This is a genomic window from Streptomyces sp. NPDC032198 (genome assembly GCF_040636975.1).
Lineage (GTDB): Bacteria > Actinomycetota > Actinomycetes > Streptomycetales > Streptomycetaceae > Streptomyces.
In genome coordinates this window covers 1-24,089 of the sequence record NZ_JBEZVL010000001.1, presented here as the reverse complement: position 1 = coordinate 24,089, position 24,089 = coordinate 1, and the positions used below count along the sequence as shown (strand labels likewise).

The following is a 24,089-nucleotide window of genomic DNA, read 5'->3' as shown; positions in this document are numbered from 1 at the left end:
GTCGCGCGTGAGGGCCCGGCGGCCAGAGTTTTCTGTAGGGACCCGACAGCGAGTCCGGTACGCCACTGTCGGTCGTCGATTCTCCGTATGGAGCACCGTACCGATAGGTTTTCGAGGTACCAGACCGCTATCGAAAGGGTGATCCGTTGAGCCGCTCGGTTCTCGTCACCGGAGGAAACCGGGGCATCGGCCTCGCCATCGCCCGCGTCTTCGCCGACACCGGCGACAAGGTCGCGATCACCTACCGCTCGGGTGAGCCGCCTCAGGTCCTCACTGAGCTCGGAGTCCTCGCCGTCAAGTGCGACATCACTGACGCCGAGCAGGTGGAGCAGGCCTACAAGGAGATCGAGGAGAAGCACGGTCCGGTCGAGATCCTGGTCGCCAACGCCGGGATCACCAAGGACCAGCTCCTCATGCGGATGTCCGAGGAGGACTTCACGTCCGTCCTCGACACCAACCTCACCGGCACCTTTCGTGTCGTGAAGCGCGCCAACCGCGGCATGCTGCGTGCCAAGAAGGGCCGCGTCGTGCTGATCTCCTCCGTCGTCGGCCTGATGGGCGGCCCGGGGCAGGCGAACTACGCCGCCTCCAAGGCGGGCCTGGTCGGCTTCGCGCGCTCGCTCGCCCGTGAGCTCGGGTCGCGCAACCTCACTTTCAACGTCGTCGCGCCCGGTTTTGTCGACACCGACATGACCAAGGCGCTGACGGACGAGCAGCGGTCGAACATCATGGCCCAGGTCCCGCTCGGCCGTTACGCGCAGCCCGAGGAGATCGCCGCCGCGGTGAAGTTCCTCGCCTCGGACGACGCCTCGTACATCACTGGAGCCGTCATCCCGGTTGACGGCGGATTGGGCATGGGTCACTGATCACCATGAGCGGAATTCTCGACGGCAAGAAGATCCTGATCACGGGCGTTCTGATGGAGTCCTCCATCGCGTTCCACGCGGCGAAGGTCGCGCAGGAGCAGGGCGCCGAGGTCATCCTCACCGCCTTCCCGCGCCCCACGCTCACCGAGCGCATCGCCAAGAAGCTGCCCAAGCCCGCCAAGGTCATCGAGCTCGACGTGACCAACCAGGAGCACCTGGACCGGCTCGCGGGCCTGGTCAAGGACGAGCTCGGCGGCCTCGACGGCGTCGTGCACTCCATCGGCTTCGCGCCGCAGGGCGCCTTCAACTTCCTCGAGGCGACCTTCGAGGACGTCGCGACGGCGATGCACGTCTCGGCGTTCTCCCTGAAGTCGCTCACCATGGCCTGCCGCCCCCTGATGCCGAACGGCGGCTCTGTCGTGGGGCTGACCTTCGACGCGCAGTTCGCCTGGCCGAAGTACGACTGGATGGGCCCGGCCAAGGCCGCCCTCGAGGCGACCTCGCGCTACCTCGCCCGCGACCTGGGCAAGGAGAACATCCGCTGCAACATGATCTCGGCGGGTCCGATCGGCTCCATGGCCGCCAAGTCCATCCCGGGCTTCGCCGACCTCGCGGACGTCTGGAACACCCGCTCCCCGCTGGACTGGGACATGGCCGACCCGGAGCCCGCGGGCCGCGGCATCGTCGCGCTGCTCTCGGACTTCTTCCCGAAGACGACGGGCGAGATCATCCACGTCGACGGCGGCGTGCACATGATGGGTGCCTGAGCAGGCATTCCGTACGTTTTTGACGCCCCGTCCCCGCGCTGCGCGGGAGGCGGGGCGTCACCCGTCCGGCCCACCGGCCGGGCGGGGGAGGGGCAGTGGCGCGCACCCTGAGGTGTGCGCCCGTCATCTCCTGCGGTGCTCGCCGCTCTCACCCTGCTGATCGCCCTGCCGTACGGCGCCGCGTCGCATGCCGCCGGAGAGGCGAAGCAGCCCCACGCGCGCGTGGAGGCCGCCGAACGTGCGGAGGCCGCCGAACCCCGGCCGTTCGGCTCGGAGTGCCGTACCAGCGTCGAGGGCTCGGACGCGGTCGCCTACTGCCACAACCCGTTCCCCGAGACGGACCGGGTCCGGCTGCACGTGGAGTGCGACCAGTGGTGGGACATCGACAGCGACGGCGTCTCCGTGGAGGCCGGTCCCGCCCAGACCGTGCGGCTGACCGGCCGCTGCTGGAAGGGCGTCCGCTCGGCCTGGGTCAGCCACCAGAAGTGAGGATCACGGCCGTGCGGGGTCCTCGAAGAGTTCACGGCGGCACATGAAGGGGTAACCGGCGGCCTCCTTGGCCGCCGCCTCCGCGTCGTTCTCCCGGATCGCGTCGACGAGCCGGGCGTGGTCCATGTGGCTCTCGGGGGTGAGTTCCTCGCCGATGTCCTCGCGCAGCCAGTCGATCATGACCTCGCCGAGGTCCGCGTACATCGCCGTCATCGCGTCGTTGTGGGACGCGGCCACGACGGCCAGGTGGAAGGTCGCGTCGGCCGCGACGAAAGCCTCCGCGTCACCCGATGCCCAGGCCTCCTCGCGGCGCTCCAGAAGGACGTCCAGCTGTTTGAGGTCGCGCTCCGTGCGCCGCTGCGCCGCCAGTTTCGCCGCGCTCGACTCCAGCGTGGAGCGCAGCTCCGCGATGTGCCGCGGATCCGTCTCGGCGAACCTGCGCTGCATCACGCCTGCCAGCTCGCTCGTCGCGACCACGTAGGTGCCCGAGCCCTGGCGGATGTCGAGGAGGCCGTTGTGCGCGAGGGCGCGGACCGCCTCCCGGACGGTGTTGCGCGCCACCCCCAGCTGCTCGACCAGCTCGGGCTCGGTGGGGATACGGGATCCGACCGGCCACTCTCCCGAAGAGATCTGGTTACGCAGCTCGGCGATGACCTGTTCGGAGAGCGCTGAGCGGTGAGGGGTGGTCAGCGGCATGACGTTCCTTCGTGCGCGAGGTGACGGGCGGGGCGGTGTGGTGCGGTGCGGTGCCGTGCGGGACGAGGTTACGGAAGATGTGACGCGTTCGGATTGGACAGCCAATCATCCCATGATTCTATGATGGCCCCATGGCTAGTGAGGAAACCAGGACGATGACACCGACACCGACTCCGACGACACCGGTACGTACCGAAGCGGCGCACGGGGCAGCGGAGAAACAGCCCCCCACGCGCGCGTGGGCGACGCGTCTCGTCATGGTCGGCATCGTCCTCGCCGCCCTCAACCTCCGGCCGGGCATCACCAGCCTCGGCTCCCTCCTCGAAGAGGTGCGTGACGGCCTCGGCATGAGCGGCACGCTCGCCGGGCTCCTCACCTCCGTCCCGCCGCTCTGCTTCGCGGTCTTCGGAGTGATGGCACCGCGGCTCGCCCGCCGGTTCGGCCCCAGCGCGGTGGTCTGCGCGGGCATGGTCGCCATCGCCACGGGCCTGGCGATCCGCCCCTTCCTGGGCGGCACCGTCGGCTTCCTCGCCGCGAGCGCGCTCGCCCTGATGGGCATCGCGGTCAGCAACGTCCTGATGCCGGTGATCGTCAAGCGCTGGTTCCCCGACCGGGTCGGCTCGATGACCGGGCTCTACTCGATGGCGCTCGCGCTCGGCACGTCGCTGGCCGCGGCCGTCACGGTGCCCATGACCGACGCGCTGGGCGGCAGTTGGCAGTCCGGGCTCGCGGTGTGGGCGGCGCTCGCCGTCGCCGCCGTCGTGCCGTGGGTGCCGCTCGTGCGGGACCGCGGCGTGGCCTCGGCCGCCCCGGAGCACGTCAGCTCCGAGGTGCGCCAGGAGGACGCGGGGCTGCGCATCACGCGCAGCCGTACGGCGTGGGCGCTCGCCGTCTTCTTCGGCCTCCAGGCCACCGCCGCGTACATCACGATGGGCTGGATGCCGCAGATCTTCCGTGACGCCGGGGTCCCCGCGGGGGAGGCCGGCGTGCTCCTCGCCGTCATCATGGCGATGGGCGTGCCGCTGGCCTTCGTCATCCCCCGGGTCGCCACCCGGCTGCCGAACCAGGGCCCCGTGGTGGTCGTGCTCGGCGCCTGCGGTCTCGCCGGATACGCGGGTCTCTACCTCGCCCCGGCGGGCGGCGCCTGGGTGTGGGCCGTGCTGCTCGGCGTCTCCAACTGTGCCTTCCCGCTGGCCCTCACGATGGTCGGCATGCGGGCCAAGAGCAGCGTGGGCGTCGCCAAGCTGTCGGCCTTCGCGCAGAGCACGGGCTACCTGATCTCGATCCCGGGCCCGCTCCTGGTGGGCGTGCTCTACCAGCACAGCGGCGGCTGGGGGCTGCCGATCGCGCTCATGGCGGGCCTGATGGTGCCGCAGATCGTGGTGGGCATCCTGGCGGGCCGCAACCGCACGGTGGAGGACGAGGTCGCGGCGGCTGCCTGACCCCGGCGGAGAGCCCTCGGACAAAGGGTGCGAGACTCTCCCCATGCCAGTGCTCGACCCGAACCCCCAGAACGGCCAGAAGAAGCTGCTCATCGTGCTCGGCGCGATGCTGGCCATCACCGTGATCATCGGCATCATCGCCTCCGTCGCCTCGCCGTGAACTGACCCCGGCGGGGCCGATGGTGGGCCCATGGTGGGGTTAGCACCACCATCCCCTAGGGGGTCAGTGTCAGGGTCAAGTGGGTGGATCACCGGATGTGCTGAGGGTCGCCGGATCCGTACCTTCGAGATGTGGCCGCGAGGACGCGGCACGGAGGACTCGAAGACCACGGAGGCGGCATGTCGGCCCGTTCGCACACCCGGCACGACCTGGGAGCCACCAAGCACTCCGCGAGCGTCGAGATCCAGCTTCCGTGGTGGGCGATCGCCCTTCCCGCCATCGCCTTCGCGGCCCTGCTCCTGCTGATACTGAACCCGGCCGACGCGCACGCGACGACCGGCGAGCCGGTGGTCACGCACCTGCTCGAGCGCATCCAGGAGACCGTGTTCCGTACGACCCCGTGACCTGCCCCGGATGGACGCCGTCACCCATGGCGGGGGAGCGGGCCAACTCCCTGCGCCCGCTGGCGGGTTTCATGCGAAGCTGGGATGCATGAGCGTCGCAGAACCCCGCAGGATTGTCCTTTTCCGGCATGCGAAGGCCGACTGGCCGCAGGTGACCGACCATGAGCGGCCCCTCGCGGAGCGCGGCCGCAAGGATGCCCCCGTCGCCGGGCGCAAGCTGGCCGACAGTGGCATCCCCTTCGATCTGGCCCTCTGCTCGACCGCCGCCAGGACCCGCGAGACATGGAAGCTCGCCGTCCATGAGCTGCCGCAGAGGCCCAAGACCATTTACGAGGAGCGGCTGTACGAAGCCTCTCCGGGCGAGCTGATCGCCGTGCTCAACGAAACCCCGGACGATGTGCAGGACATCGTGCTGATCGGCCACAACCCCGGAGTGCAGGGGCTCGCCGACGTCCTCGCGGGTGACGCCGAGGGCGACGCGCGTACGCGGATGAACCGCCGCGGCTTCCCGACCTCGGCCTTCGCCATCCTGACGTACTCCGGCTCGTGGAAGGCCCTGGAGCCGGGGGTCGGCACGCTCGTCGACTACTGGGCACCTTCCGAGTAGACCCTGACGCGGACACACCGATGGCCCCCGTACCGCTGCGGTACGGGGGCCATCGGTGTATGACATGCGGTGGAGGACGTGCCGTGTGTGTGCGACGCGGCGAAGAAGCCGTCGGGCCGGGCTGCTCAGTCGGTGTGCGTGTCCGCTGCCTCGACCTCTTCGCGGGTGACACCGAGGAGGTAGAGGACGGTGTCGAGGAAGGGGACGTTCACCGCGGTGTGCGCGGCCTCCCGGACGACGGGCTTGGCATTGAAGGCCACACCGAGGCCGGCCGCGTTCAGCATGTCGAGGTCATTGGCGCCGTCACCGATCGCGACGGTCTGCTCCAGCGGGACCCCGGCCTCCTCGGCGAAGCGGCGCAGCAGCCGGGCTTTGCCCGCGCGGTCCACGATCTCGCCGGTCACCTTGCCGGTGAGCTTGCCGTCGACGATCTCCAGGGTGTTGGCCTGGGCGAAGTCGAGGCCGAGACGTTCCTTCAGATCATCGGTCACCTGGGTGAACCCACCCGATACGACGCCCACTTGGTAGCCGAGGCGCTTGAGCGTACGGATGAGGGTGCGGGCGCCCGGGGTGAGGCGTACCTCGGTGCGGACCTTCTCGACGACCGAGGCGTCGAGCCCCGCGAGGAGTTCCACGCGGGCGTGCAGCGACTGCTCGAAGTCCAGTTCGCCGCGCATCGCGGCCTCGGTCACCTCGGCGACCTTGTCCTCGCAGCCGGCGTGCGCCGCGAAGAGTTCGATCACCTCGTCCTGGATGAGGGTCGAGTCGACGTCCATCACGATGAGCCGCTGGGCACGGCGGTGCAGACCCGCGGCGACGACGGCCACGTCCACGCCGAGCTTCGCCGCCTCCAGGGCGAGGGCGGTGCGCAGCGGCTCGGTCTCCGTGCCGGACACGGCGAACTCCACCGCGGTGACCGGGTACTTGGCGAGCCGGAAGATACGGTCGATGTTGCCGCCGGTCGCGGTGATGCTGGCGGCGATGGCGGCGGTCGACTCGGCGGTCAGAGGGTGACCGAGCACGGTGACGTGGGAACGGCCGAGGCCACGCGGGCGGTTGTCGCCGATGCCCGAGATGATCTCGGCCTGCATCTTCAGGGACTCGGCCCAGCTGTGCACGGTGGACCGCAGGTCGCCCTCAAGGCCGGCCGGCGGCTCGGTCACGAGCGCGCACAGCACTATGCGGCCACGGGTGACGACCTGCTCGATGTCGACGACGTCGACGGAGTAGGCGGCAAGGGTGTCGAAGAGGCCTGCGGTGATTCCGGGACGGTCCTTGCCGAAGATCTTGACGAGGAGCGTGGGGACATCGACGGGCTGCGGGGGCTGCGAAGCGCTCATGGTGTGCCCACCGTATCCGGCGTCCCCGCGCGGGCGGCGGGGTGGTCCGCGTGCCGGACACGGGGTTGGGGTGCGCTCCGTCCGCCGGCGCACGGGGTGCGTTCTCCCTGCCGACCGGTGGGGCGTGTTCCGTCCGGTGGGGCGTGTTCCGTGCGCCTACCGGTGGGGCGCGCTCCGTGCACGGACCTGTAGGGCGCGCTCCGTGCGCCGCCCGATGGGTGTCCCTGGCCCGCCGCTTCGCGGCGGATCTTTCCCACCCACACGATCGCCCCGCGGAATCCCGTGGGAGACGCGCCCCCTACCGCCCGTTCCCTCCCCGAGGCCCCCGCCCCGGCGGCGGCGGTGGTGGCGGAGGAGGCGGTGGTGGTGGCCAGTCGCCTCCGTCGCCCGAGGAGCGGGGGCGCGGCTTCGGCTTCGAGTTCGGGGGAGGAGTGACCGGTCCGACCACCGTCGGCGCACCGGACACATCCCGCGGCGGCCGGAGGTAGGGGTTGGTGTCAGGGTTCGTGGGCCGGAAGGGCGCGCTGGGACTGTACGGCCCCGCAGCACCGGGCTGTCCCGCAGTATCGGGCCTCCCCGCCCCGCCAGGCTGCCCCGGAGCACTCGCCCCGCCAGGCTGCCCCGGAGCACCCGGAGCACCCGGAGCACCCGGAGCACCCGGAGCACCCGCAGTCCCAGGCACCCCCGCGCGCCCCTCAGGCGATGCCGTCCCCCCAGCCGCCCCCACAGCGCGGGCCAGCGGTGACACCCGTCCCCCCGCGGCCCCGCTCGCCACCGCGAGTAGCGCCCCCACCGCTCCCGCCCCGGCACCCCAGGCCGCACCGAGGAGCACGGCCATCCCCAGCTGTCCGTGCAGCTCGATCCCCGCGCCGAACGCGTCGAAGCCGAGTACCGACAGCGAGGCGTCCGCGGAGACCCCCGTCAGCCACACCATCAACGGCAGCGCGAGCGCCGTCACCACGCCGAGCCGCACCGCGCACTGCCCCGCGAACCTCAGGGCGCCCGTTTCGCCACGTAAATAGGGAGTGCGGACAGCCGTGAGCACCCCCGCGAACAGGATCATCAGCGCCGCCGCGACACCGAGGAGCCACACCCTGCTGTCGAGCTCCGCGAGCCGCCCCAGCGTCACCGCCTCGTTCCCCGAGCCGCCCGACCCGGTCAGAAGGTCGTCCAGCGGATCCGGCAGGAGCTTCGCCAGCTCACCCGTCGCCTCGCCGTCCCACGGCACGAAGAGCCCGATCGGCACCCCGAGCCACACCCCGTTCGGCGCCCCGAGCAGCGCGGCGCCCGCGATCCGCTTGGGGTGGGCGTCGCCGATCATCGCGTACAGCGCCGCCGCGAGCCCGGCGAGCACCGCCACGAGCGCCACCGCGACCATCGCGGACGCGGCAGGACGCACCACGCGATGCACGGCGTCCCACCCGCGCGGCAGCGGCGTACGACGCGAGGCGAGCAGCGCGATCAGCAGCACGCCGATCACCCACACCGCGCCCCCGAGTAGCGTCGGACCCGTGTCCACGGTGAAGCCGACCGCGGCCTTCGCCTTGGCGAGATCGCCGAGCCGGTCCGGCAGCAGCCCGCCGATGTCACCGAGCCCGCCGGGAAGTTTGTCCGTGATGCCGTCCGGGAGCTGGTCGAGCCCCTTGTCGATGCCCTTGTCGATCCCCAGCTGGTCACCGTCGATCGTGATGATGTCGTGACCCGCCCACGCGAGCCCGCCGAGCATCGCCAGAAAGAGGACGATCACCGCACCCGCGCGCGCCGCCAGTTCGGCGGGCGAGATCACAACTCCCGCCGCGCGCAAGGAGCGTAGGAAAAAATACGCAAGGAGGATCGCCCCCGCGAGCCCGACGCCCAGCGGCGCGATGTCGATCGCGGTGGTCGCCTCGGCGCCATCGAGCCCGAACGCAGACACGTCACCGGACGGCGTGACCGAGCCGCCCGCGCCGAGCGCCACCACGGCGGCCGTCATCGGCCCCAGCGACGCCGCCGCGTCCGCGCCGAGAAGGTGCAGGCCGAGCGCCGCCGTGCCGGCCATGCCGACCAGGGCCCAGCTCACGGCGGCGATGGCGGAGAGCAGCACATCGCCCCACCGCACGCCGCCCCGGCCTTCGACACTTTTCCCGCCGGTCTCCATCAGGCCCCCCGACTCGCACAGCGTCGCCCGTTTCATACGGGATGTGCGCAATGAGCATGATCCGTATGCACTCATGCGCGGTTACTACTCTCCGGGGCGGTTTCTGCCCCGTCAACGGGGCGGTCATGGAGGCCCGTACGCAGTCTTCACAAGGCCCGACTTTCGGTCAGAGGCCTCCGCCTGAAATAGTTCCTCCCGATGTTCGACATCCCTAGACTCCCCATATGGGGGCTAGCTCGGGGGACAACTCAGTGGGGCTGGAGTGCCGGAACTCGTACTGGAATTGAATGGAAGGACCTGGACGCTCGATCCATCCAGGTCATACACCCTCGGACGTGATCCGCAGGGAGATCTCGCGCTTGACGACGCCAGGGTGTCCTGGCGTCATGCCACGATCAGCTGGAGCGGCCGCAGTTGGGTCATCGAGGACCACGGCAGCACCAATGGCACCTTTGTGCAGGGCCAGCGGATCCACCAGATGGAAATCGGCCCCGGCTCGGCGGTGAACCTCGGCAACGCGACCGACGGCCCGCGGCTGAACGTGTCCGGCAGCGCGTCCGGTGCCGCCGTGTCCGCACCGCAGCAGGCCGCCCAGCAGGCACCGGCCCATCAGGCGCCGCAACACCAGGCACCGCAGCACCACGCGCAGCAGCAGGGTGGTCCCGGCTGGGCCGCCAAGCCTCCTCAGCAGCAGGCGCCGCAGTACCAGGCGCAGCAGCAGATGCCCCAGCAGCAGGGCTGGCCGCAGCCGCAGCAGGCCGCTCAGCACCAGCACCCGCAGCAGCCGCAGGTCCCGCAGCAGCAGGGTCCCGGTGCGGGTTCCGGCGGTGTCGCGGGGGCCCCGCCGGTCTACGGTGACCGCAGCCCGACGACGTTCCACCAGCTCTCGCTCGGCCGCAAGATGCGCATCGGCCGTGCCCTGGAGAACGAACTGGTCGTCTCCGACCTCCAGGTGTCGCGGCACCACGCCGAGTTCACGGCCACTCCGGACGGCCGCTTCGAGATCCACGACCTGGGCTCGCACAACGGCACGTACATCAACGGTCAGCCGGTCGCGAAGTCGGGCACGGCCCTCATCGGCCCGAACGACATCGTCAGCGTCGGCCACTCGACGTTCCGGCTCGTCGGCGACCGGCTCGAGGAGTTCGTCGACACCGGTGAGATCTCCTTCTCCGCCCGCCACCTGACGGTGACGGTCGACGGCGGCAAGGACATCCTCAAGGACGTCTCCTTCGGCGTCCCGGAGAAGTCGCTCATCGCGGTCATCGGCCCCTCGGGCTCCGGAAAGTCCACCCTGCTCAAGGCGCTCACCGGCTACCGGCCCGCCAACAAGGGTGACGTCCTCTACGACAACCGGAACCTCTACAAGCAGTTCGCCGAGCTGCGCCAGCGCATCGGTCTGGTCCCGCAGGACGACATCCTGCACAAGGAACTGACCGTCAAGAAGGCCCTCAAGTACGCGGCCAAGCTCCGCTTCCCCTCGGACACCAGCGAGCAGGAGCGCGAGCAGCGCATAGACGAGGTCCTGCGGGAGCTGAAGCTGGACATCCACAAGGAGAAGAAGGTCACCTCCCTCTCCGGTGGCCAGCGCAAGCGCGTCTCGGTGGCCCTCGAGCTCCTCACCAAGCCGTCGCTGATCTTCCTGGACGAGCCCACCTCGGGCCTCGACCCGGGCATGGACCGCGACGTCATGCAGCTCCTGCGCGGCCTCGCCGACGACGGCCGTACGGTCCTGGTCGTCACGCACTCGGTCGCCGAGCTGGCGATCTGCGACAAGCTCCTGGTGATGGCGCCGGGCGGTTCGGTCGCGTACTTCGGTCCGCCGGAGGAAGCGCTCAACTTCTTCGGCTACCAGACGTGGGCGGACGTCTTCTCGGCGTTCGAGAACTACCGCGACTACGACTGGGCGGGCCGCTGGAAGGGCTCGCAGCACTACCAGATGTACGCCGCCGACATCGACGCAGTGGCCGCACAGTCGGTCCACATGCCGCCGCCGCAGGCGATCAGGCCGCCCAAGCCGCAGGGCTGGGGCTCGCAGCTGTGGACCCTGATCCGCCGCTACACCTCGGTGATCGCCTCCGACAAGGGCTTCCTCGGCCTGATGGTGATCCTGCCCGCGGTCCTCGGCATCGTCAGCGTCGTCATCCCGGCCGACTTCGGGCTCGGCCCGCCCAAGCCGCCGGTCAAGTTCAACGGCGACGCGGGCACGATCATGCTGATCCTCGCGGTCGGCATGTGCTTCTCGGGCGCGGCCAACTCCGTACGTGAGCTGATCAAGGAACGGGTCATCTACGAACGGGAGCGGGCCACCGGCCTCTCCCGCTCGGCGTACCTGATGTCCAAGGTCATCGTCCTCGGCCTGATCACGGCCTTCCAGGGCGTCATCATCTGCGGCATCGGCTTCGCCACGCGTGATCTCCCGGCAGAGGGCCTGATCATGCCTCCGGCCGTCGAGATCTGCCTGGTCATCATCGCCCTGGGCTTCACCTCGATGATGTTCGGCCTGGTCATCTCCTCGCTGGTGAAGACCGCCGAGAAGACCATGCCGCTCCTGGTGATGTTCGCGATCGTCCAGGTCGTCTTCACCGGCGTGCTCTTCCAGGTCTACGGCTCGCCGGGCCTGGAGCAGTTCGCCTGGCTGATGCCGTCGCGCTGGGCCATCGCCGGTGCGGGCTCCACGCTGGACCTCGCGCACCTCATGCCGCCGTGGGACCCGAAGAAGCCGGGCGACCTCGACCCGCTGTGGGAGCACTCGGCCGGGCAGTGGGGCATGAACATCACGATCCTGCTCCTGATCGGTGTCGCCTGCGGCTTCGCGGTCGCACGGCTGCTTCGCCGTCACGAGCCGGAGGTCATGCGCAAGTAAGCGGGCCGGCACCACCGGCTGAGCACGACGAGAAGGGCGGCACCCCGTGCGGGGTGCCGCCCTTCGGCGTCTGGAGAGCCTCGGTGAAGAGGTCCGTTGATCAGGAGATCAGGCTCAGTAGGCGCTGTTCACGTTGTCCATCGAGCCGTAGCGGTCGGCCGCGTAGTTGGCCGCGGCCGTGATGTTGGCGACCGGGTCGTAGATGTTCGTGGACGTGCCCTCGACGTGGTACGCGTTGAACGTCGGCTGGATGACCTGGAGCAGGCCCACGGACGGGGTGCCGTTGATGGCGTTGATGTCCCAGCCGTTCTTGGCGTTCGGGTCGCCCGCGGACTCACGGATGATGTTGCGGTGCAGGCCCTCGTAGGAGCCGGGGATGCCCTTGGACTTCATGATGTCCAGGGACTGGCGGATCCAGCCGTCGAGGTTGTTGGCGTAGACCGGCTTGCGCGCGGCGGCACGGCTCGCGGCTTCCTTGGCCTTGCGCTCGTCCTCGGCCTTCTTCTTGGCCGCGGCCTCCTCGTCGGCCCGCTTCTTCGCGGCGGCGTCGGCCTCGGCCTTAGCCTTCGCGGCGGCTGCGTCCTTGGCGGCCTTGGCCTGCTTGTCGGCGGTGTCCCGCTGCTTGATGACACCGGCGTGGACGGCCTGCTGGGCGTCCACGTTCTGCTTGAAGGCCACCGGGGCGGCCTCCAGGCTCTGGGTCTCGGTTCCTGCATCGGCGCTGCCCGGCACGAGGGAGAACGCGAGGGCGGCGGCACCGAGCGTGGCGACACCGGCGATCGAGAACTTCTGGGTCTTGGTCGGCGCGGGGCGACTATGACCAGGGGTGCTGTGCTTGGACATGCGGATGGACCTCTTCGAAATCGCGGAGGTCGCTCTGGCCGGCGGGGACATGTGCATATCCGGCACAAACGCCGCGGTGCGAGACCGCGGCGCCGAGCGACGGGTGCAATTCTTAGCGGCCGCAAAATTCTGAGGCAAAGGTGTGACATACGATGCCGGGTAGTGGATCAGGGGGCGCGCCACATGCTCCGACGGCGACGCATCCCATGCCCATAAAGGACTTTCTTATCCACTAGGGGCCTTCGTACGTGATGCACGTCCTATGCGCGGGCTCACATCGACCACGTAACAACCTCACCGGCAGTTGCCACCGCAATTCTCTGCGTGAGCAAACTCCTCCGGAAGTAGGAGATGCGTGTCGCCGAACTCGTGCCAGAGGTAGAGACGGCGTACCGCCTCCGTATAACCCCGGTCCACGGCGGCCCGGCCCGCGACCGCCTCCAGCATCAGCAGATGTGAGGCCTGCGGCTCGTGCAGCCCCGTGAGCAGCCCGTCCACCACGCGCACGCCCCGCTCCGGCGTCACCACGAGCTCCGTACGGCCCGCTGCCGCCCGGACCACCCCGTCGGGGCCCGCGGCCGACTCGACGGCCCGCACGGCCGTCGTACCGACCGCGATGACCCGTCCGCCGCCCGCCCGTGCGGCATTGATCAGCCGCGCCGACGCCTCGGGTACCGCGAAGAGCTCGGGATACGGCGGCTCGTGCGCCTCGGGTGATGCCACCCCCGTATGCAGGATGACCGGCGCGAACTGCACCCCCTGGCTCACCAGGCGTGCCACCAGGCCCGCGGTGAACGGCCGCGCCGCACTCGGCATCTCCGCACTGCCCGCCTCGTCGGCCGACGGCAGCGCGAACACGGTCTGGTGGGCGGAGAGCGGCTGGTCCCTCTCTGTATAGGAGTAACGGATGGGGCGCCCGTGCCGCCGCAGCAGCGCCGGAACGTCGGCCGGCACCCGGGCCCACCACAACCGCCCGCTCCCGGGGGCCAGTGGCTCCTCCAGGACGAGGCGTACGTCTCCGGGGAGCCGCACGACTGAATCCGCGGGCCCGCCCGCTCGCGCGCGCGTGGTGCCCCTGCCGTCCGGGTCCCGCAACTCGACGGCCCACCGCCCGTCGTCACCCCGCGTCGAGAAATGCACCACCACGCGCGCGTGCCCGGCGATTCCGTCGACCGCGGCGGGCAGCGTCTGCGAGGTGTTCACGATCAGCAGGTCCCCGGCCCGCAGCAGCGTGAGCAGGTCGGCGAAGGCGTGGTGCGAGACCGCCGTCCCGTGCGACACGAGCAGCCGCACCGCGTCCCTGCCGAGCCCGGGGCCGCGCTGCTCGGCGGGGACGCGCGCCGCCAGCTCATCGGGCACCCGCACGGCCAGCGTCATCGGGCGTCCAGCGGAACGGAAGCCGCATCCAGCAGGGAAGCCGCCACATACCGCCCGCTGGCCGGCCCCTCGTCGAGCAGCCGCAGGAAGGCGGGCACCACCGTCCCCGGATCCGGCCGCCCCGAGCCGTCGTCGTCCGGGACGGCCGCCTCATAGAGGCCGGTCCGCATGTCACCGGGATCGACCGCCCACACCCTGATCCCCGGTTCCTCCACGGCGAGGACCGCCGAGAGCTGATCGAGGGCGGCCTTGGACGCCCCGTACCCGCCCCACGTCTCGTACGCCTCGACGGCCGCGTCGGAGCTGACGTCGATCACCGTGCCCGCCCCCGAGGCGCGCAACAGGGGCAGTGCCTCGCGGATCAGACCCAGAGCCGCCACCACATTGGTCTCCAGCGCCTGCCGCAGCCCGTCGAGCGCGAGCTCGTCGAGCCGTACGAGAGGCTCCGCGCCCAGCGCGCTCGCGTTGTTCACCAGCAGATCGAGACCGCCGAGATCGCGCGCCGCGGCCACCAGCGCCGCCCGGTGCCCGGCCTCCGTCACATCCCCGGCGACGGCCTCCACGCGCGCGCCCCGCCCTGTCAGCTCCCGTGCGGACTCCTTCAGCGCGTCGGCCGTTCTCGCGTCGAGCACCAGATCCCAGCCCCGCTCGGCGAGCGCCGCCCCCAGCGCGCGCCCCAGCCCTTTCGAAGCCCCCGTGATGATCGCTACCGGCATGACATCCGTCCCCTCGGGTCGCCCTGGCAGCCGCTTCGCCAGCGGATGACCCCACGGTAGGAACGCACCCGCCCCCGGCGCCTCGTGCGCGGGCCGCAACGGCTCAGGGCCCTTCGGCCTACGCCCACGGCCCTAGGCGGTGGCCGACACAGGTCCGATACGCACTGTCACACCCCGCCGGTACGGTGAGGCCATGAGTCAAGGTCCCCGGTCCGGCCTGAACGCGGTGAGTTCCGCGCTTCTCGCCATGAGCAGGCAGCTGGAGGTGCGTGACGTCCTCAAGACGATCGTCGCCTCGGCCCGTGAGCTGCTCGACGCGGAGTATGCGGCGCTCGGCGTTCCGGACGACCACGGTGGGTTCGCCCAGTTCGTCGTCGACGGTGTGAGCGAGGAGCAGTGGCGTGCCATCGGCCCGCTGCCCCGCCAGCACGGCATCCTCGCCGCGATGCTGCACAAGGCCGAGCCCGAGCGCCTCGCCGACGTGCGCAAGGACCCGCGTTTCGAGGGCTGGCCGTCCGCCCACCCGGACATGTCCGACTTCCTCGGCCTGCCGATCAGGTACGGGGACGAGACGCTCGGCGCGCTCTTCCTCGCCAACAAGAACTGCCCGAAGCCCGAAGGCGGTTGCGGCTTCACCGCCGACGACGAAGAGCTGCTGTCGATCCTCGCCCAGCACGCCGCGATCGCCCTCACGAACGCCCGCCTCTACGAACGCAGCCGCGAGCTGACCATCGCCGAGGAGCGCTCGCGCCTTGCCCACGAACTGCATGACGCCGTGAGCCAGAAGCTGTTCTCGCTGCGCCTGACGGCCCAGGCCGCGGCCGCCCTGGTGGACCGCGATCCCACGCGCGCCAAGGGCGAACTCCAGCAGGTGGCCGTGCTCGCGGCCGAGGCGGCGGACGAACTGCGCGCCGCCGTCGTGGAGTTGCGCCCCGCGGCCCTGGACGAGGACGGCCTGGTGGCCACCTTGCGCACGCACACGCAGGTCCTGGACCGCGCGCACTCCGCCGAAGTCACCTTCGAGAGCCACGCGGTCCGCGCCCTGCCCGCGGCCCAGGAGGAAGCGATGCTGCGCGTCGCCCAGGAAGCGCTGCACAATGCCTTGCGCCACTCCGGCGCCGAGCACGTCCGCGTGACCCTGGCGCGGTGCGGAGCCGGAGCGGTGCTGCGCGTCTCGGACGACGGCAGCGGCTTCGACCCGCGCGTGATCCGGCGCGCGGGGCGGCACTTGGGCCTGGTCTCCATGCGGGACAGGGCCGGCGGGGTCGGCGGACGGCTGACCGTGGAATCGGAGCCCGGAAAGGGCACGACGATCGAGATGGAGGTTCCCGGTGGCTGACGCTGTGTTCCATCCGAAGACGGGGATCCGGGTGCTGCTGGTCGACGACCACCAGGTGGTCCGCCGCGGCCTGCGCACGTTCCTCGAGGTGCAGGACGACATCGAGGTCGTGGGCGAGGCGTCGGACGGCGCCGAAGGGGTCGAGCAGGCCGAGAAGCTGAAGCCCGACGTGGTCCTCATGGACGTCAAGATGCCGGGCATGGACGGGGTCGAGGCGCTGCGCAAGCTCCGCGAACTGGCCAACCCCGCGCGCGTGCTCATCGTCACCAGCTTCACCGAACAGCGCACGGTCGTCCCGGCCCTGCGCGCGGGCGCCGCCGGGTATGTCTACAAGGACGTGGACCCGGACGCCCTGGCGGGCGCCATCCGCTCCGTGCACGCGGGCCATGTGCTGCTTCAGCCCGAGGTGGCCGGGGCGCTGCTCTCCCAGGAGGTCAACACCGGCCAGGGGAGGGGCGGTTCGCTCACGGAGCGGGAGCGCGAGGTCCTGGGGCTCATTGCCGACGGCCGCTCGAACCGCGAGATCGCGCGCGCCCTCGTGCTCTCCGAGAAGACCGTCAAGACCCACGTCTCGAACATCCTGATGAAGCTGGACCTCGCCGATCGCACCCAGGCCGCCCTGTGGGCCGTACGACATGGTGTGACCGGCTGATTAGCGTTTCTGCACACTCCGTCAACCGGCGGACCAGAACGTCGTGTTCCGGGCTGAGATTCATACCGTCGTGTCAATGTCCCCCGTTTGGCGCAACCTGCGCGCCGCCGGGCCGTTCTCCAGTGCACGCTGCGGCGGCTGGCCGCGGCGATCGCTAGGAGGATCCAGAAGTGAAGAACCTGAAGAAGGCCGCTGCTGTCACGATGGTGGCGGGTGGCCTCGTCGTCGCCGGTGCCGGTCTCGCCTCCGCCACGGACGGTGCGCACGCGGACGGCAAGGCCGTGAAGTCGCCGGGCGTCGGCTCGGGCAACCTCGTCCAGGCGCCGGTGCACATCCCCGTGAACGCCGTGGGCAACACCGTGTCCGTCATCGGTGCCCTCAACCCGGCCTTCGCGAACAACGGCCTCAACGCCTGAGTCACACCCCAGGCGCAGCAGTGACTACCGGCCTCCCGGGTGCTTCCCGGGGGGCCGGTCTGCCGTGCCCCGTGAGGGGCGCGGGGAACTGCGCGACAAGCCACGACGCACCCGCAGTCAAACAAAGTGCCCCCGGCCGCGAAGCGGCAGCCGTCGGGCGCCCCGGGACTGCTCAGGCGCCCCCAGGGCTACCGCTCCCGCTCCTCCACGTAAGCGTTGTACGCGGCCACCTGCGCCCGCCGGGCCGTCCGTTCCACCGGCCGCAGCGCCGCACCCCGCGCGGCCATCTCCGAGGCGCTCACGGCCCCGCCATGGCCGTTCTCGTACGCCACCGAGATCAGCAGGCCGACCCGCTGGGCCAGCTCCAACACCCGTACGGCACGCGGCGGGTATCCGGGCGCCAGAGCCTCGCGCCCCCGCTCGGCCCGCGCCCGGTACGCGTCCACCGCTGCCTCGGCGACCGGACCCGAGCCCGCGACGTCGAGCCGCGACAGCACCTCCGTCGCATCCCGCAGCGCCTCGGCAAGCTCGCGCTCCGCCTCGCCCAGCGAGGGCACATCGGCGGGCGGCGCCTCCCGTACGGGCAGGCAGTGCCAGAGGACCTCCACGTGCACATCACCGGCGGGCCCCGCCTCGGACACCTCGGGCACCAGGCCGTACGGCGCTCCGTGGGCGACGACCGCCTCCTCCGCGTCCAGGGCCCGTGCGTTGAAGGCGGGCGGCCCGCTCAGACCGAGCGGATGTCCCGGCGCGGGCAGCGCGACCCGCAGCCCGGTCACCCCGAGCGTGCGCAATCGCCCGAGGGCGAGCGTGAGACCGACGGGCCCCGACTCGCCCGGGAGACCTTCGACGCGGTGCACGGCGTCGTCGCCGACCATCGCGAGCACCGCGTCATCCGGCGAGACAAGTCCGGCAAGAAGGGCATTTCCCCATGCTGCCAAGCGTCCTGAGCGTGGTTCCGAGAGCATGCGTACAGCCTAAGGACCGGGCTAAGGACTGGAGCGCTCGGCCGGTGGCGTAGGTTTTCTCCCAGGGGACTGCGTCCACAGGCGCAAGCGACAGCCGAGACTGCAATGGGAGACAACGCGCTCATGAGCGATGTACTGGAGCTGGAGGACGTATCCGTGGTCCGCGAGGGCCGGGCTCTGGTGGACCAGGTCTCCTGGTCGGTCAAGGAGGGTGAGCGCTGGGTCATCCTCGGACCGAACGGCGCGGGAAAGACCACCCTCCTGAACGTCGCGTCCAGCTACCTCTACCCGAGCACCGGAACCGCCACCATCCTCGGCGAGACCCTCGGCAGGCCCGGCACCGACGTCTTCGAACTGCGCCCGCGCATCGGCGTCGCCGGCATCGCCATGGCCGAGAAGCTGCCCAAGGGTCAGACGGTTCTCCAGACGGTGCTCACGGCCGCGTACGGCATGACCGCCGGCTGGCACGAGGACTACGAGGACGTCGACGAGCAGCGCGCCCGCGCCTTCCTCGACCGCCTCGGCATGACCGACTACCTGGACCGCAAGTTCGGCACCCTCTCCGAGGGAGAGCGCAAGCGCACCCTGATCGCGCGCGCCCTGATGACCGACCCCGAGCTGCTCCTCCTGGACGAGCCCGCCGCGGGCCTTGACCTCGGCGGCCGCGAAGACCTCGTACGCCGCCTCGGCCGCCTCGCCCGCGACCCGATCGCCCCCTCGATGATCATGGTCACGCACCACGTCGAGGAGATCGCCCCCGGCTTCACCCACGTCCTCATGATCCGCCAGGGCAAGATCATGGCCGCGGGCCCGCTGGAGCTCGAACTGACCTCCCGCAACCTCTCCCTCTGCTTCGGACTGCCCCTGGTGGTCGAGGAGCGCGGCGAGCGCTGGAGCGCGCAGGGCCTCCCGCTCGGCTGACACCGGCGCGAACGGCCGGTTCCGCGCCCGCCGGTAGATCACGTGCCCTGTGCGGGACGGTCCCGCGGTCCTACCATGACCGTGTGGACATCGACGCATGGGTGTGGTGGCTGATCGGCGCCGCCGCGCTCGGAATCCCGCTCGTACTGACCGCCATGCCGGAGCTCGGCATGCTCTCCGTGGGGGCCGTGGCGGGCGCCGTGACCGCGGGCCTCGGCGGCGACTCGGTGCTCCAAGTCGTCGTCTTCGCCGCGGTGTCGGTCGCGCTCATCGCGGTCGTCCGCCCGGTGGCGGCGAGACAGCGCGCCCAACGCCCCGAACTGGTCTCGGGAGTCGAGGCGCTCAAGGGCAGGACAGCCGTCGTCCTGGAACGGGTCGACGCCTCCGGCGGCCGGATCAAGCTCGCCGGCGAGATCTGGTCGGCCCGCGCGCTCGACACCGACCAGAGCTACGAGGCGGGGCGCGAGGTGGATGTGGTCGAGATCGACGGAGCGACCGCCATCGTCATGTGAATGCACCACGGGCTGTGCGGCGGTCTGTCAGACTCGACGAGCAAGATCTTCGCCGACCGCGTTCTGGCTCTGCGGATCTTCCGGGAACACTGAGGCAAGAGGGGTACGGGGAACAACGATGCAGCCAATCATCATCGTCCTGATCATTCTGGTGGTGCTGGTCTTCATCGCCCTGATCAAGACGATCCAGGTGATCCCACAGGCCAGCGCGGCGATCGTCGAACGCTTCGGCCGCTACACCCGCACACTGAACGCGGGCCTGAACATCGTCGTCCCGTTCATCGACTCGATCCGCAACCGCATCGACCTCCGTGAACAGGTCGTCCCGTTCCCGCCCCAGCCGGTGATCACCCAGGACAACCTCGTGGTGAACATCGACACCGTCATCTACTACCAGGTGACCGACGCCCGCGCCGCGACGTACGAAGTCGCCAGCTACATCCAGGCGATCGAGCAGCTCACCGTCACCACCCTGCGCAACATCATCGGTGGCATGGACCTGGAGCGGACCCTGACCTCCCGCGAGGAGATCAACGCCGCGCTGCGCGGCGTCCTCGACGAGGCCACCGGCAAGTGGGGCATCCGCGTCAACCGCGTCGAGCTCAAGGCGATCGAGCCGCCGACCTCCATCCAGGACTCGATGGAGAAGCAGATGCGCGCCGACCGCGACAAGCGCGCCGCGATCCTCCAGGCCGAAGGTGTACGGCAGTCGGAGATCCTGCGCGCCGAGGGCGAGAAGCAGTCCGCGATCCTGCGCGCCGAAGGTGAGGCCAAGGCCGCGGCCCTGCGCGCCGAGGGCGAGGCCCAGGCGATCCGCACGGTCTTCGAGTCCATCCACGCCGGAGACCCGGACCAGAAGCTCCTCTCGTACCAGTACCTCCAGATGCTCCCGAAGATCGCCGAGGGCGACGCGAACAAGCTCTGGATCGTGCCCAGCGAGATCGGCGACGCCCTCAAGGGCCTCGGCGGCGCGCTCGGCAACTTCAACCCCATGGGCGGCGGTTCGGGCAGCGCCCCCAAGGAGCGCCGCGAGCAGCCCCCGATCGACTGACGACTGACGCGAGAAACCCGCGCCCCCCAGGGGCGCGGGGAACCGCGCGCTCAGCGGCTAAGCGGCCGGCGTCGCCAACCACTCCGGCAGGGCCGCCCATTCCTCCCGGCCGAGCGCCAGCAACATCGCGTCCGCGGGCGTCGGCTCGAACGGCTGCCGCAGCAACGGCATCCCGGCCTCCTCCGGCGTACGGTCCGCCTTGCGGTGATTGTCCATCGCGCACGAAGCGACCGTGTTCAGCCACGAGTCCCTGCCGCCCTGCGCCCGCGGCACCACGTGGTCCACGGTCGTCGCCCGCCTCCCGCAGTACGCGCACCTGTGCTGGTCCCGCACGAGAACACCCCTCCGCGACCACGGAGCCTGTCTTCGGAAGGGCACCCGTACATACCTGCAGAGCCTGATCACCCGCGGCACCGGTATCTCGACCGCCGCCGCACGCACACGGAGTCCGGGGTGGGCCTGCTCAACGACGGCCTTGTCGTTGAGGACCAGCACGACGGCACGGTTGAGCGTCACCGTCGACAGGGGCTCGAAGCTCGCGTTCAGCACCAGCGTGTCCCGCATTTCGCCCACCTCCCGTATGCACACCGACCCACCCCCTGGCGGGCTGGGATCAACTCTGGCCGGGCACGCCGAGATGGACAACGCAATAAAAAATGCCCGCCCCTGATCACTTCCATGACCAGGGGCGGGCAAACGTTCAGTGAACGCTCAGCTACCCGCGGGAGCCGCGTACTCGGCGAGCACCTGCGCGCGCCCGAGCGTGTGGAACCGGAGATTGAATCCGATGACGGCGGGCGAAGCATCGGAGTCAGGACCCAGCTTCTCCGTGTCCACCGCGTACACGGTGAACACATAACGGTGCGCCGGGTCACCGGGCGGCGGCGCGGCACCGCCGAACTCCTTCGTCCCGTAGTCGTTGCGCACCTGCACGGCACCCTCGGGCAGCCCCTCGAACTTGCCGCTGCCCGCACCGGTGGGCAGTTCGGTCACCGACACCGGGATGTCGATGACGGACCAGTGCCAGAACCCGCTGCCCGTGGGCGCGTCCGGGTCGAAGCACGTCACGGCGAAGCTCTTGGTCTCCGGCGGAAAGCCTTCCCACCGCAGGTGCGGTGAGGTGTTCCCGGCCGCATGGACCTGAGCGTCCTTAAGGACCGCACCCGGCTCGAAGTCCTCGCTCACGACCGTGAACGACGGCACGGGCGGATGGAAGTCATGGGGAAGCGGCGGCCTCTTGAGCTCGGTCACGTCGGCACCTCCTGGTTGGTTCCTGCTCGGTGGCAGCTCTACAGCTCTGCTCTCCCGAGCCTAGAACCAGTTGCGCTTGCTGCCGACCTGGGACAGCCACTCATTGAGGTACGCCGCCCAGTCCGTGCCCTGGAAGTCGTTCAGCCCCACCTTGAACGACCGGAACGAGTCGCTGCCCTCACTGAAGAGGCCCGGCTTCTTGTCCATCTCCAGGATGACGTCCATCTCCCGGTCGTCGGCCACGAAGCTCAGCTCGACCTGGTTGAGCCCGCGGTACTGCTGCGGCGGGAAGAACTCGATCTCCTGGTAGAACGGCAGCTTCTGCCGCGTGCCGCGGATGTGACCGCGCTCCATGTCCGCGCTCTTGAAGCGGAAGCCCAGCTGGATGAAGGCGTCCAGGATGGCCTGCTGCGCCGGCAGCGGGTGCACGTTGATCGGGTCCAGGTCACCGGAGTCCACGGCCCGCGCGATCTCGAGCTCCGTGGTCACCCCGATGTTCATCCCGCGCAGCTGCTGCCCGTCGATGGAGGTGACCGGCGTCTCCCAGGGGATCTCGAGCCCGAACGGCACCGCGTGCACCTGGCCCGCCTGCAGCGTGAAGGCCCCACCGAGCCGCAGCTTGGTGAACTCGATGTCCTGCTTCGTCTCCTGGTCGTTGCCCTCGACCTCGACCCGCGCCTGCAGACCGACGGACAGGCCCTCGATCTCCTGGTCCACGGACCCGCCCTGGATCCGCACCTCACCCTGGACGACACCACCCGGTACGACGTTGACCTCGGTCAGCACCGTCTCCACCGACGCACCGCCGGCCCCCAGGCTCGCAAGCAGCTTCTTGAACCCCATGACTCTCCTCCCCAGGCCCCGCCTGTGGTTCGACTCGACTTGAATCCTTGATCCATACAAACGCGGTGAACCCACGTCCGGTTCCGCGTCCTCACCCTGGCAATCCGTCCGGCAGGTGACCACCCCACCGGTCCGGACCGTCTCCAGTACGCTCGGACGCCATGATCGAAGGCCCTGACCGTACGCCCCTCAGCCATGACTTCTTCGAGCGCCCTGTCCTCGAAGTCGCCCCTGATCTGCTGGGCCGTGTGCTCGTACGCACCTCGCCCGACGGTCCGATCGAGCTCCGCCTTACAGAGGTCGAGGCCTACGCGGGCGAGGCCGACCCGGGATCACACGCCTATCGCGGCCGCACCGCCCGCAACAGCGTGATGTTCGGTCCGCCCGGATACGCGTACGTCTACTTCACCTACGGCATGTGGCACTGCCTGAACGTGGTGTGCGGCCCGGAAGGCACGGCGAGCGGAGTCCTGCTGCGGGCGGGCGAGATCATCACCGGCGCCGAGATCGCCCGCAAACGCCGACTCTCGGCCCGCAACGACAAGGAACTGGCCAAAGGCCCTGCCCGCCTGGCCACGGCCCTCGACGTGGACCGCGGCCTGAACGGCGCCGACCTCTGCACGGGCGGGGACGAGCCCCTCACCCTCCTTACGGGTACTCCCATCAGCCCCGACCAGGTCAGCAGCGGCCCGCGCACGGGAGTCGGCGGCGAGGGCGCCGTCCACCCCTGGCGCTTCTGGACCCCCAACGACCCGACGGTGAGCCCTTATCGGGCCCATACGCCCCGACGCCGCCGAACTTGACGCTGCCCTGGGCGGACCGTAATGTAGTCCGAGCCGCTTGACCCGGTGACGGCAATCTGCCGACAGCTGGAAGCGGCCAACCACTACCTACGACTTCCCCTCAGCGGGGGCGCATTTCGCATGCTCGCATGCCGGAATTCGAACTCGCGGAACTCGATTATGAGTTGCAGAGGGAATCCGCTAACGTAGTGAACACGCCGAAAGGCAAAGGCCCTCCAACGGCCATTGGAAATGAAATCCGAACCGGGAACGGAACGGAAAACGGATCTGGTAGAGTTGGAAACACGAAATACCGAAGGGAAGCGCCCGGAGGAAAGCCCGAGAGGGTGAGTACAAAGGAAGCGTCCGTTCCTTGAGAACTCAACAGTGTGCCAAAAGTCAACGCCAGATATGTTGATACCCCGTCTACTGGAACATTGTTCTGGTGGCGAGGTTCCTTTGAAGAAAACATCAGCGAGGACGCTGTGAACCGGAAGATTATTCCTCTTCCTGGTTCCGCTCAACGCGGATGTAGTCCCGATTACGGGAAAACATTCACGGAGAGTTTGATCCTGGCTCAGGACGAACGCTGGCGGCGTGCTTAACACATGCAAGTCGAACGATGAAGCCCTTCGGGGTGGATT

General features: G+C 69.8%; 25 protein-coding genes and 1 rRNA gene. 16 read left to right on the top strand and 10 right to left on the bottom strand.

The features are described 5' to 3' along the window. The first annotated feature begins 146 nt into the window (after nt 1-146). From fabG to AB0E78_RS00120, 3 genes are all read left to right on the top strand, one after another. Nucleotides 147-866, top strand: coding sequence for a 3-oxoacyl-[acyl-carrier-protein] reductase (fabG, locus tag AB0E78_RS00130; protein ID WP_361826080.1), 720 nt, complete (start codon nt 147-149; stop codon nt 864-866). A gap of 5 nt (nt 867-871) precedes the next feature. Next, nucleotides 872-1,633, top strand: a complete 762-nt coding sequence (gene fabI, locus AB0E78_RS00125) for an enoyl-ACP reductase FabI (protein ID WP_361826077.1) — start codon at nt 872-874, stop codon at nt 1,631-1,633. Nucleotides 1,634-1,768: 135 nt separating this feature from the next. Further along, nucleotides 1,769-2,122 carry a hypothetical protein gene (locus AB0E78_RS00120; RefSeq protein WP_361826075.1) on the top strand — a complete coding sequence of 118 codons (354 nt, stop codon included), beginning with the start codon at nt 1,769-1,771 and terminating at the stop codon, nt 2,120-2,122. A 3-nt stretch (nt 2,123-2,125) separates the two neighbouring features. Here AB0E78_RS00120 and AB0E78_RS00115 read toward each other — a convergent pair whose 3' ends face one another. Next, nucleotides 2,126-2,818, bottom strand: coding sequence for a FadR/GntR family transcriptional regulator (locus AB0E78_RS00115; RefSeq protein WP_361826073.1), 693 nt, complete (start codon nt 2,816-2,818; stop codon nt 2,126-2,128). Nucleotides 2,819-2,949: 131 nt separating this feature from the next. Here AB0E78_RS00115 and AB0E78_RS00110 point away from each other — a divergent pair, with 131 nt between their 5' ends. From AB0E78_RS00110 to AB0E78_RS00095, 4 genes are all read left to right on the top strand, one after another. Beyond that, nucleotides 2,950-4,260 (top strand): CynX/NimT family MFS transporter, encoded by a 1,311-nt coding sequence (locus AB0E78_RS00110; RefSeq protein WP_361826071.1) that lies wholly within the window; start codon nt 2,950-2,952, stop codon nt 4,258-4,260. Nucleotides 4,261-4,303: 43 nt separating this feature from the next. Then, the gene (locus AB0E78_RS00105) at nt 4,304-4,420 is read left to right on the top strand and encodes an SGM_5486 family transporter-associated protein (RefSeq protein ID WP_107065829.1); all 117 of its coding nucleotides are present in this window, start codon (nt 4,304-4,306) and stop codon (nt 4,418-4,420) included. Between the two features lie 179 nt (nt 4,421-4,599). Next, on the top strand, nt 4,600-4,824 hold the full coding sequence (locus AB0E78_RS00100; protein WP_361826068.1) for a hypothetical protein: 225 nt from the start codon (nt 4,600-4,602) through the stop codon (nt 4,822-4,824). Between the two features lie 88 nt (nt 4,825-4,912). Beyond that, nucleotides 4,913-5,431, top strand: a complete 519-nt coding sequence (locus AB0E78_RS00095; protein ID WP_361826066.1) for a histidine phosphatase family protein — start codon at nt 4,913-4,915, stop codon at nt 5,429-5,431. Between the two features lie 125 nt (nt 5,432-5,556). Here AB0E78_RS00095 and serB read toward each other — a convergent pair whose 3' ends face one another. Both serB and AB0E78_RS00085 read right to left on the bottom strand, forming a co-directional pair. Further along, on the bottom strand, nt 5,557-6,771 hold the full coding sequence (gene serB, locus AB0E78_RS00090) for a phosphoserine phosphatase SerB (RefSeq protein ID WP_361826063.1): 1,215 nt from the start codon (nt 6,769-6,771) through the stop codon (nt 5,557-5,559). A gap of 298 nt (nt 6,772-7,069) precedes the next feature. Further along, the gene (locus AB0E78_RS00085; protein WP_361828399.1) at nt 7,070-8,908 is read right to left on the bottom strand and encodes a streptophobe family protein; all 1,839 of its coding nucleotides are present in this window, start codon (nt 8,906-8,908) and stop codon (nt 7,070-7,072) included. 262 nt (nt 8,909-9,170) lie between these two features. Between AB0E78_RS00085 and AB0E78_RS00080 the strand changes: the two genes are divergently transcribed. After that, a complete protein-coding gene (locus AB0E78_RS00080) occupies nt 9,171-11,774 on the top strand; it encodes an FHA domain-containing protein (protein ID WP_361826061.1) in 2,604 nt (867 codons plus the stop codon). Nucleotides 11,775-11,888: 114 nt separating this feature from the next. Here AB0E78_RS00080 and AB0E78_RS00075 read toward each other — a convergent pair whose 3' ends face one another. The 3 genes from AB0E78_RS00075 to AB0E78_RS00065 all read right to left on the bottom strand — a co-directional run bounded on the left by AB0E78_RS00075 (nt 11,889) and on the right by AB0E78_RS00065 (nt 14,710). Further along, on the bottom strand, nt 11,889-12,617 hold the full coding sequence (locus AB0E78_RS00075; protein ID WP_361826058.1) for a transglycosylase SLT domain-containing protein: 729 nt from the start codon (nt 12,615-12,617) through the stop codon (nt 11,889-11,891). Between the two features lie 294 nt (nt 12,618-12,911). Further along, on the bottom strand, nt 12,912-13,994 hold the full coding sequence (locus tag AB0E78_RS00070) for an S-adenosylmethionine:tRNA ribosyltransferase-isomerase (protein WP_361826055.1): 1,083 nt from the start codon (nt 13,992-13,994) through the stop codon (nt 12,912-12,914). Continuing rightward, nucleotides 13,991-14,710, bottom strand: a complete 720-nt coding sequence (locus AB0E78_RS00065; RefSeq protein ID WP_361826052.1) for an SDR family oxidoreductase — start codon at nt 14,708-14,710, stop codon at nt 13,991-13,993. Before AB0E78_RS00065 ends, AB0E78_RS00070 begins: the two co-directional genes overlap by 4 nt. A gap of 193 nt (nt 14,711-14,903) precedes the next feature. Here AB0E78_RS00065 and AB0E78_RS00060 point away from each other — a divergent pair, with 193 nt between their 5' ends. From AB0E78_RS00060 to AB0E78_RS00050, 3 genes are all read left to right on the top strand, one after another. Further along, nucleotides 14,904-16,049 carry a GAF domain-containing sensor histidine kinase gene (locus tag AB0E78_RS00060; protein ID WP_361826049.1) on the top strand — a complete coding sequence of 382 codons (1,146 nt, stop codon included), beginning with the start codon at nt 14,904-14,906 and terminating at the stop codon, nt 16,047-16,049. Then, a complete protein-coding gene (locus AB0E78_RS00055; protein ID WP_361826046.1) occupies nt 16,042-16,701 on the top strand; it encodes a response regulator transcription factor in 660 nt (219 codons plus the stop codon). Before AB0E78_RS00060 ends, AB0E78_RS00055 begins: the two co-directional genes overlap by 8 nt. A 170-nt stretch (nt 16,702-16,871) precedes the next feature. Further along, nucleotides 16,872-17,117, top strand: a complete 246-nt coding sequence (locus AB0E78_RS00050) for a chaplin (RefSeq protein WP_361826043.1) — start codon at nt 16,872-16,874, stop codon at nt 17,115-17,117. 188 nt (nt 17,118-17,305) lie between these two features. On the opposite strand, the gene AB0E78_RS00045 is transcribed toward AB0E78_RS00050, so the two are convergent. Further along, nucleotides 17,306-18,085, bottom strand: coding sequence for a hypothetical protein (locus AB0E78_RS00045; protein ID WP_361826040.1), 780 nt, complete (start codon nt 18,083-18,085; stop codon nt 17,306-17,308). A 123-nt stretch (nt 18,086-18,208) separates the two neighbouring features. Here AB0E78_RS00045 and AB0E78_RS00040 point away from each other — a divergent pair, with 123 nt between their 5' ends. From AB0E78_RS00040 to AB0E78_RS00030, 3 genes are all read left to right on the top strand, one after another. After that, the gene (locus AB0E78_RS00040) at nt 18,209-19,006 is read left to right on the top strand and encodes an ABC transporter ATP-binding protein (protein WP_361826038.1); all 798 of its coding nucleotides are present in this window, start codon (nt 18,209-18,211) and stop codon (nt 19,004-19,006) included. A gap of 83 nt (nt 19,007-19,089) precedes the next feature. After that, complete coding sequence (locus tag AB0E78_RS00035) at nt 19,090-19,518, top strand: NfeD family protein (RefSeq protein WP_361826035.1); 429 nt, start codon at nt 19,090-19,092, stop codon at nt 19,516-19,518. Nucleotides 19,519-19,636: 118 nt separating this feature from the next. Then, nucleotides 19,637-20,569 carry an SPFH domain-containing protein gene (locus AB0E78_RS00030; RefSeq protein ID WP_361826033.1) on the top strand — a complete coding sequence of 311 codons (933 nt, stop codon included), beginning with the start codon at nt 19,637-19,639 and terminating at the stop codon, nt 20,567-20,569. Between the two features lie 57 nt (nt 20,570-20,626). Here AB0E78_RS00030 and AB0E78_RS00025 read toward each other — a convergent pair whose 3' ends face one another. The 3 genes from AB0E78_RS00025 to AB0E78_RS00015 form a co-directional block, all read right to left on the bottom strand. Then, nucleotides 20,627-21,133 carry an HNH endonuclease gene (locus AB0E78_RS00025; RefSeq protein ID WP_361826030.1) on the bottom strand — a complete coding sequence of 169 codons (507 nt, stop codon included), beginning with the start codon at nt 21,131-21,133 and terminating at the stop codon, nt 20,627-20,629. A gap of 147 nt (nt 21,134-21,280) precedes the next feature. After that, nucleotides 21,281-21,820, bottom strand: a complete 540-nt coding sequence (locus tag AB0E78_RS00020; RefSeq protein WP_361826027.1) for a YbhB/YbcL family Raf kinase inhibitor-like protein — start codon at nt 21,818-21,820, stop codon at nt 21,281-21,283. Between the two features lie 60 nt (nt 21,821-21,880). Continuing rightward, a complete protein-coding gene (locus AB0E78_RS00015) occupies nt 21,881-22,663 on the bottom strand; it encodes a sporulation protein (protein WP_361826024.1) in 783 nt (260 codons plus the stop codon). A gap of 161 nt (nt 22,664-22,824) precedes the next feature. Here AB0E78_RS00015 and AB0E78_RS00010 point away from each other — a divergent pair, with 161 nt between their 5' ends. Then, on the top strand, nt 22,825-23,466 hold the full coding sequence (locus AB0E78_RS00010; protein ID WP_361826021.1) for a DNA-3-methyladenine glycosylase: 642 nt from the start codon (nt 22,825-22,827) through the stop codon (nt 23,464-23,466). A 533-nt stretch (nt 23,467-23,999) separates the two neighbouring features. Further along, nucleotides 24,000-24,089, top strand: a 16S ribosomal RNA gene (locus tag AB0E78_RS00005); the annotation flags it as partial.

Excerpts from the sequence above, each read along its gene's own strand:
- fabI (WP_361826077.1), top strand. The coding sequence starts at position 872 with ATGAGCGGAATTCTCGACGGCAAGAAGATCCTGATCACGGGCGTTCTG.
- AB0E78_RS00115 (WP_361826073.1), bottom strand. The coding sequence starts at position 2,818 with ATGCCGCTGACCACCCCTCACCGCTCAGCGCTCTCCGAACAGGTCATC.
- AB0E78_RS00110 (WP_361826071.1), top strand. The coding sequence starts at position 2,950 with ATGGCTAGTGAGGAAACCAGGACGATGACACCGACACCGACTCCGACG.
- AB0E78_RS00105 (WP_107065829.1), top strand. The coding sequence starts at position 4,304 with ATGCCAGTGCTCGACCCGAACCCCCAGAACGGCCAGAAGAAGCTGCTC.
- AB0E78_RS00100 (WP_361826068.1), top strand. The coding sequence starts at position 4,600 with ATGTCGGCCCGTTCGCACACCCGGCACGACCTGGGAGCCACCAAGCAC.
- AB0E78_RS00095 (WP_361826066.1), top strand. The coding sequence starts at position 4,913 with ATGAGCGTCGCAGAACCCCGCAGGATTGTCCTTTTCCGGCATGCGAAG.
- serB (WP_361826063.1), bottom strand. The coding sequence starts at position 6,771 with ATGAGCGCTTCGCAGCCCCCGCAGCCCGTCGATGTCCCCACGCTCCTC.
- AB0E78_RS00085 (WP_361828399.1), bottom strand. The coding sequence starts at position 8,908 with ATGGAGACCGGCGGGAAAAGTGTCGAAGGCCGGGGCGGCGTGCGGTGG.
- AB0E78_RS00075 (WP_361826058.1), bottom strand. The coding sequence starts at position 12,617 with ATGTCCAAGCACAGCACCCCTGGTCATAGTCGCCCCGCGCCGACCAAG.
- AB0E78_RS00070 (WP_361826055.1), bottom strand. The coding sequence starts at position 13,994 with ATGACGCTGGCCGTGCGGGTGCCCGATGAGCTGGCGGCGCGCGTCCCC.
- AB0E78_RS00065 (WP_361826052.1), bottom strand. The coding sequence starts at position 14,710 with ATGCCGGTAGCGATCATCACGGGGGCTTCGAAAGGGCTGGGGCGCGCG.
- AB0E78_RS00060 (WP_361826049.1), top strand. The coding sequence starts at position 14,904 with ATGAGTCAAGGTCCCCGGTCCGGCCTGAACGCGGTGAGTTCCGCGCTT.
- AB0E78_RS00045 (WP_361826040.1), bottom strand. The coding sequence starts at position 18,085 with ATGCTCTCGGAACCACGCTCAGGACGCTTGGCAGCATGGGGAAATGCC.
- AB0E78_RS00040 (WP_361826038.1), top strand. The coding sequence starts at position 18,209 with ATGAGCGATGTACTGGAGCTGGAGGACGTATCCGTGGTCCGCGAGGGC.
- AB0E78_RS00030 (WP_361826033.1), top strand. The coding sequence starts at position 19,637 with ATGCAGCCAATCATCATCGTCCTGATCATTCTGGTGGTGCTGGTCTTC.
- AB0E78_RS00025 (WP_361826030.1), bottom strand. The coding sequence starts at position 21,133 with ATGCGGGACACGCTGGTGCTGAACGCGAGCTTCGAGCCCCTGTCGACG.
- AB0E78_RS00015 (WP_361826024.1), bottom strand. The coding sequence starts at position 22,663 with ATGGGGTTCAAGAAGCTGCTTGCGAGCCTGGGGGCCGGCGGTGCGTCG.
- AB0E78_RS00010 (WP_361826021.1), top strand. The coding sequence starts at position 22,825 with ATGATCGAAGGCCCTGACCGTACGCCCCTCAGCCATGACTTCTTCGAG.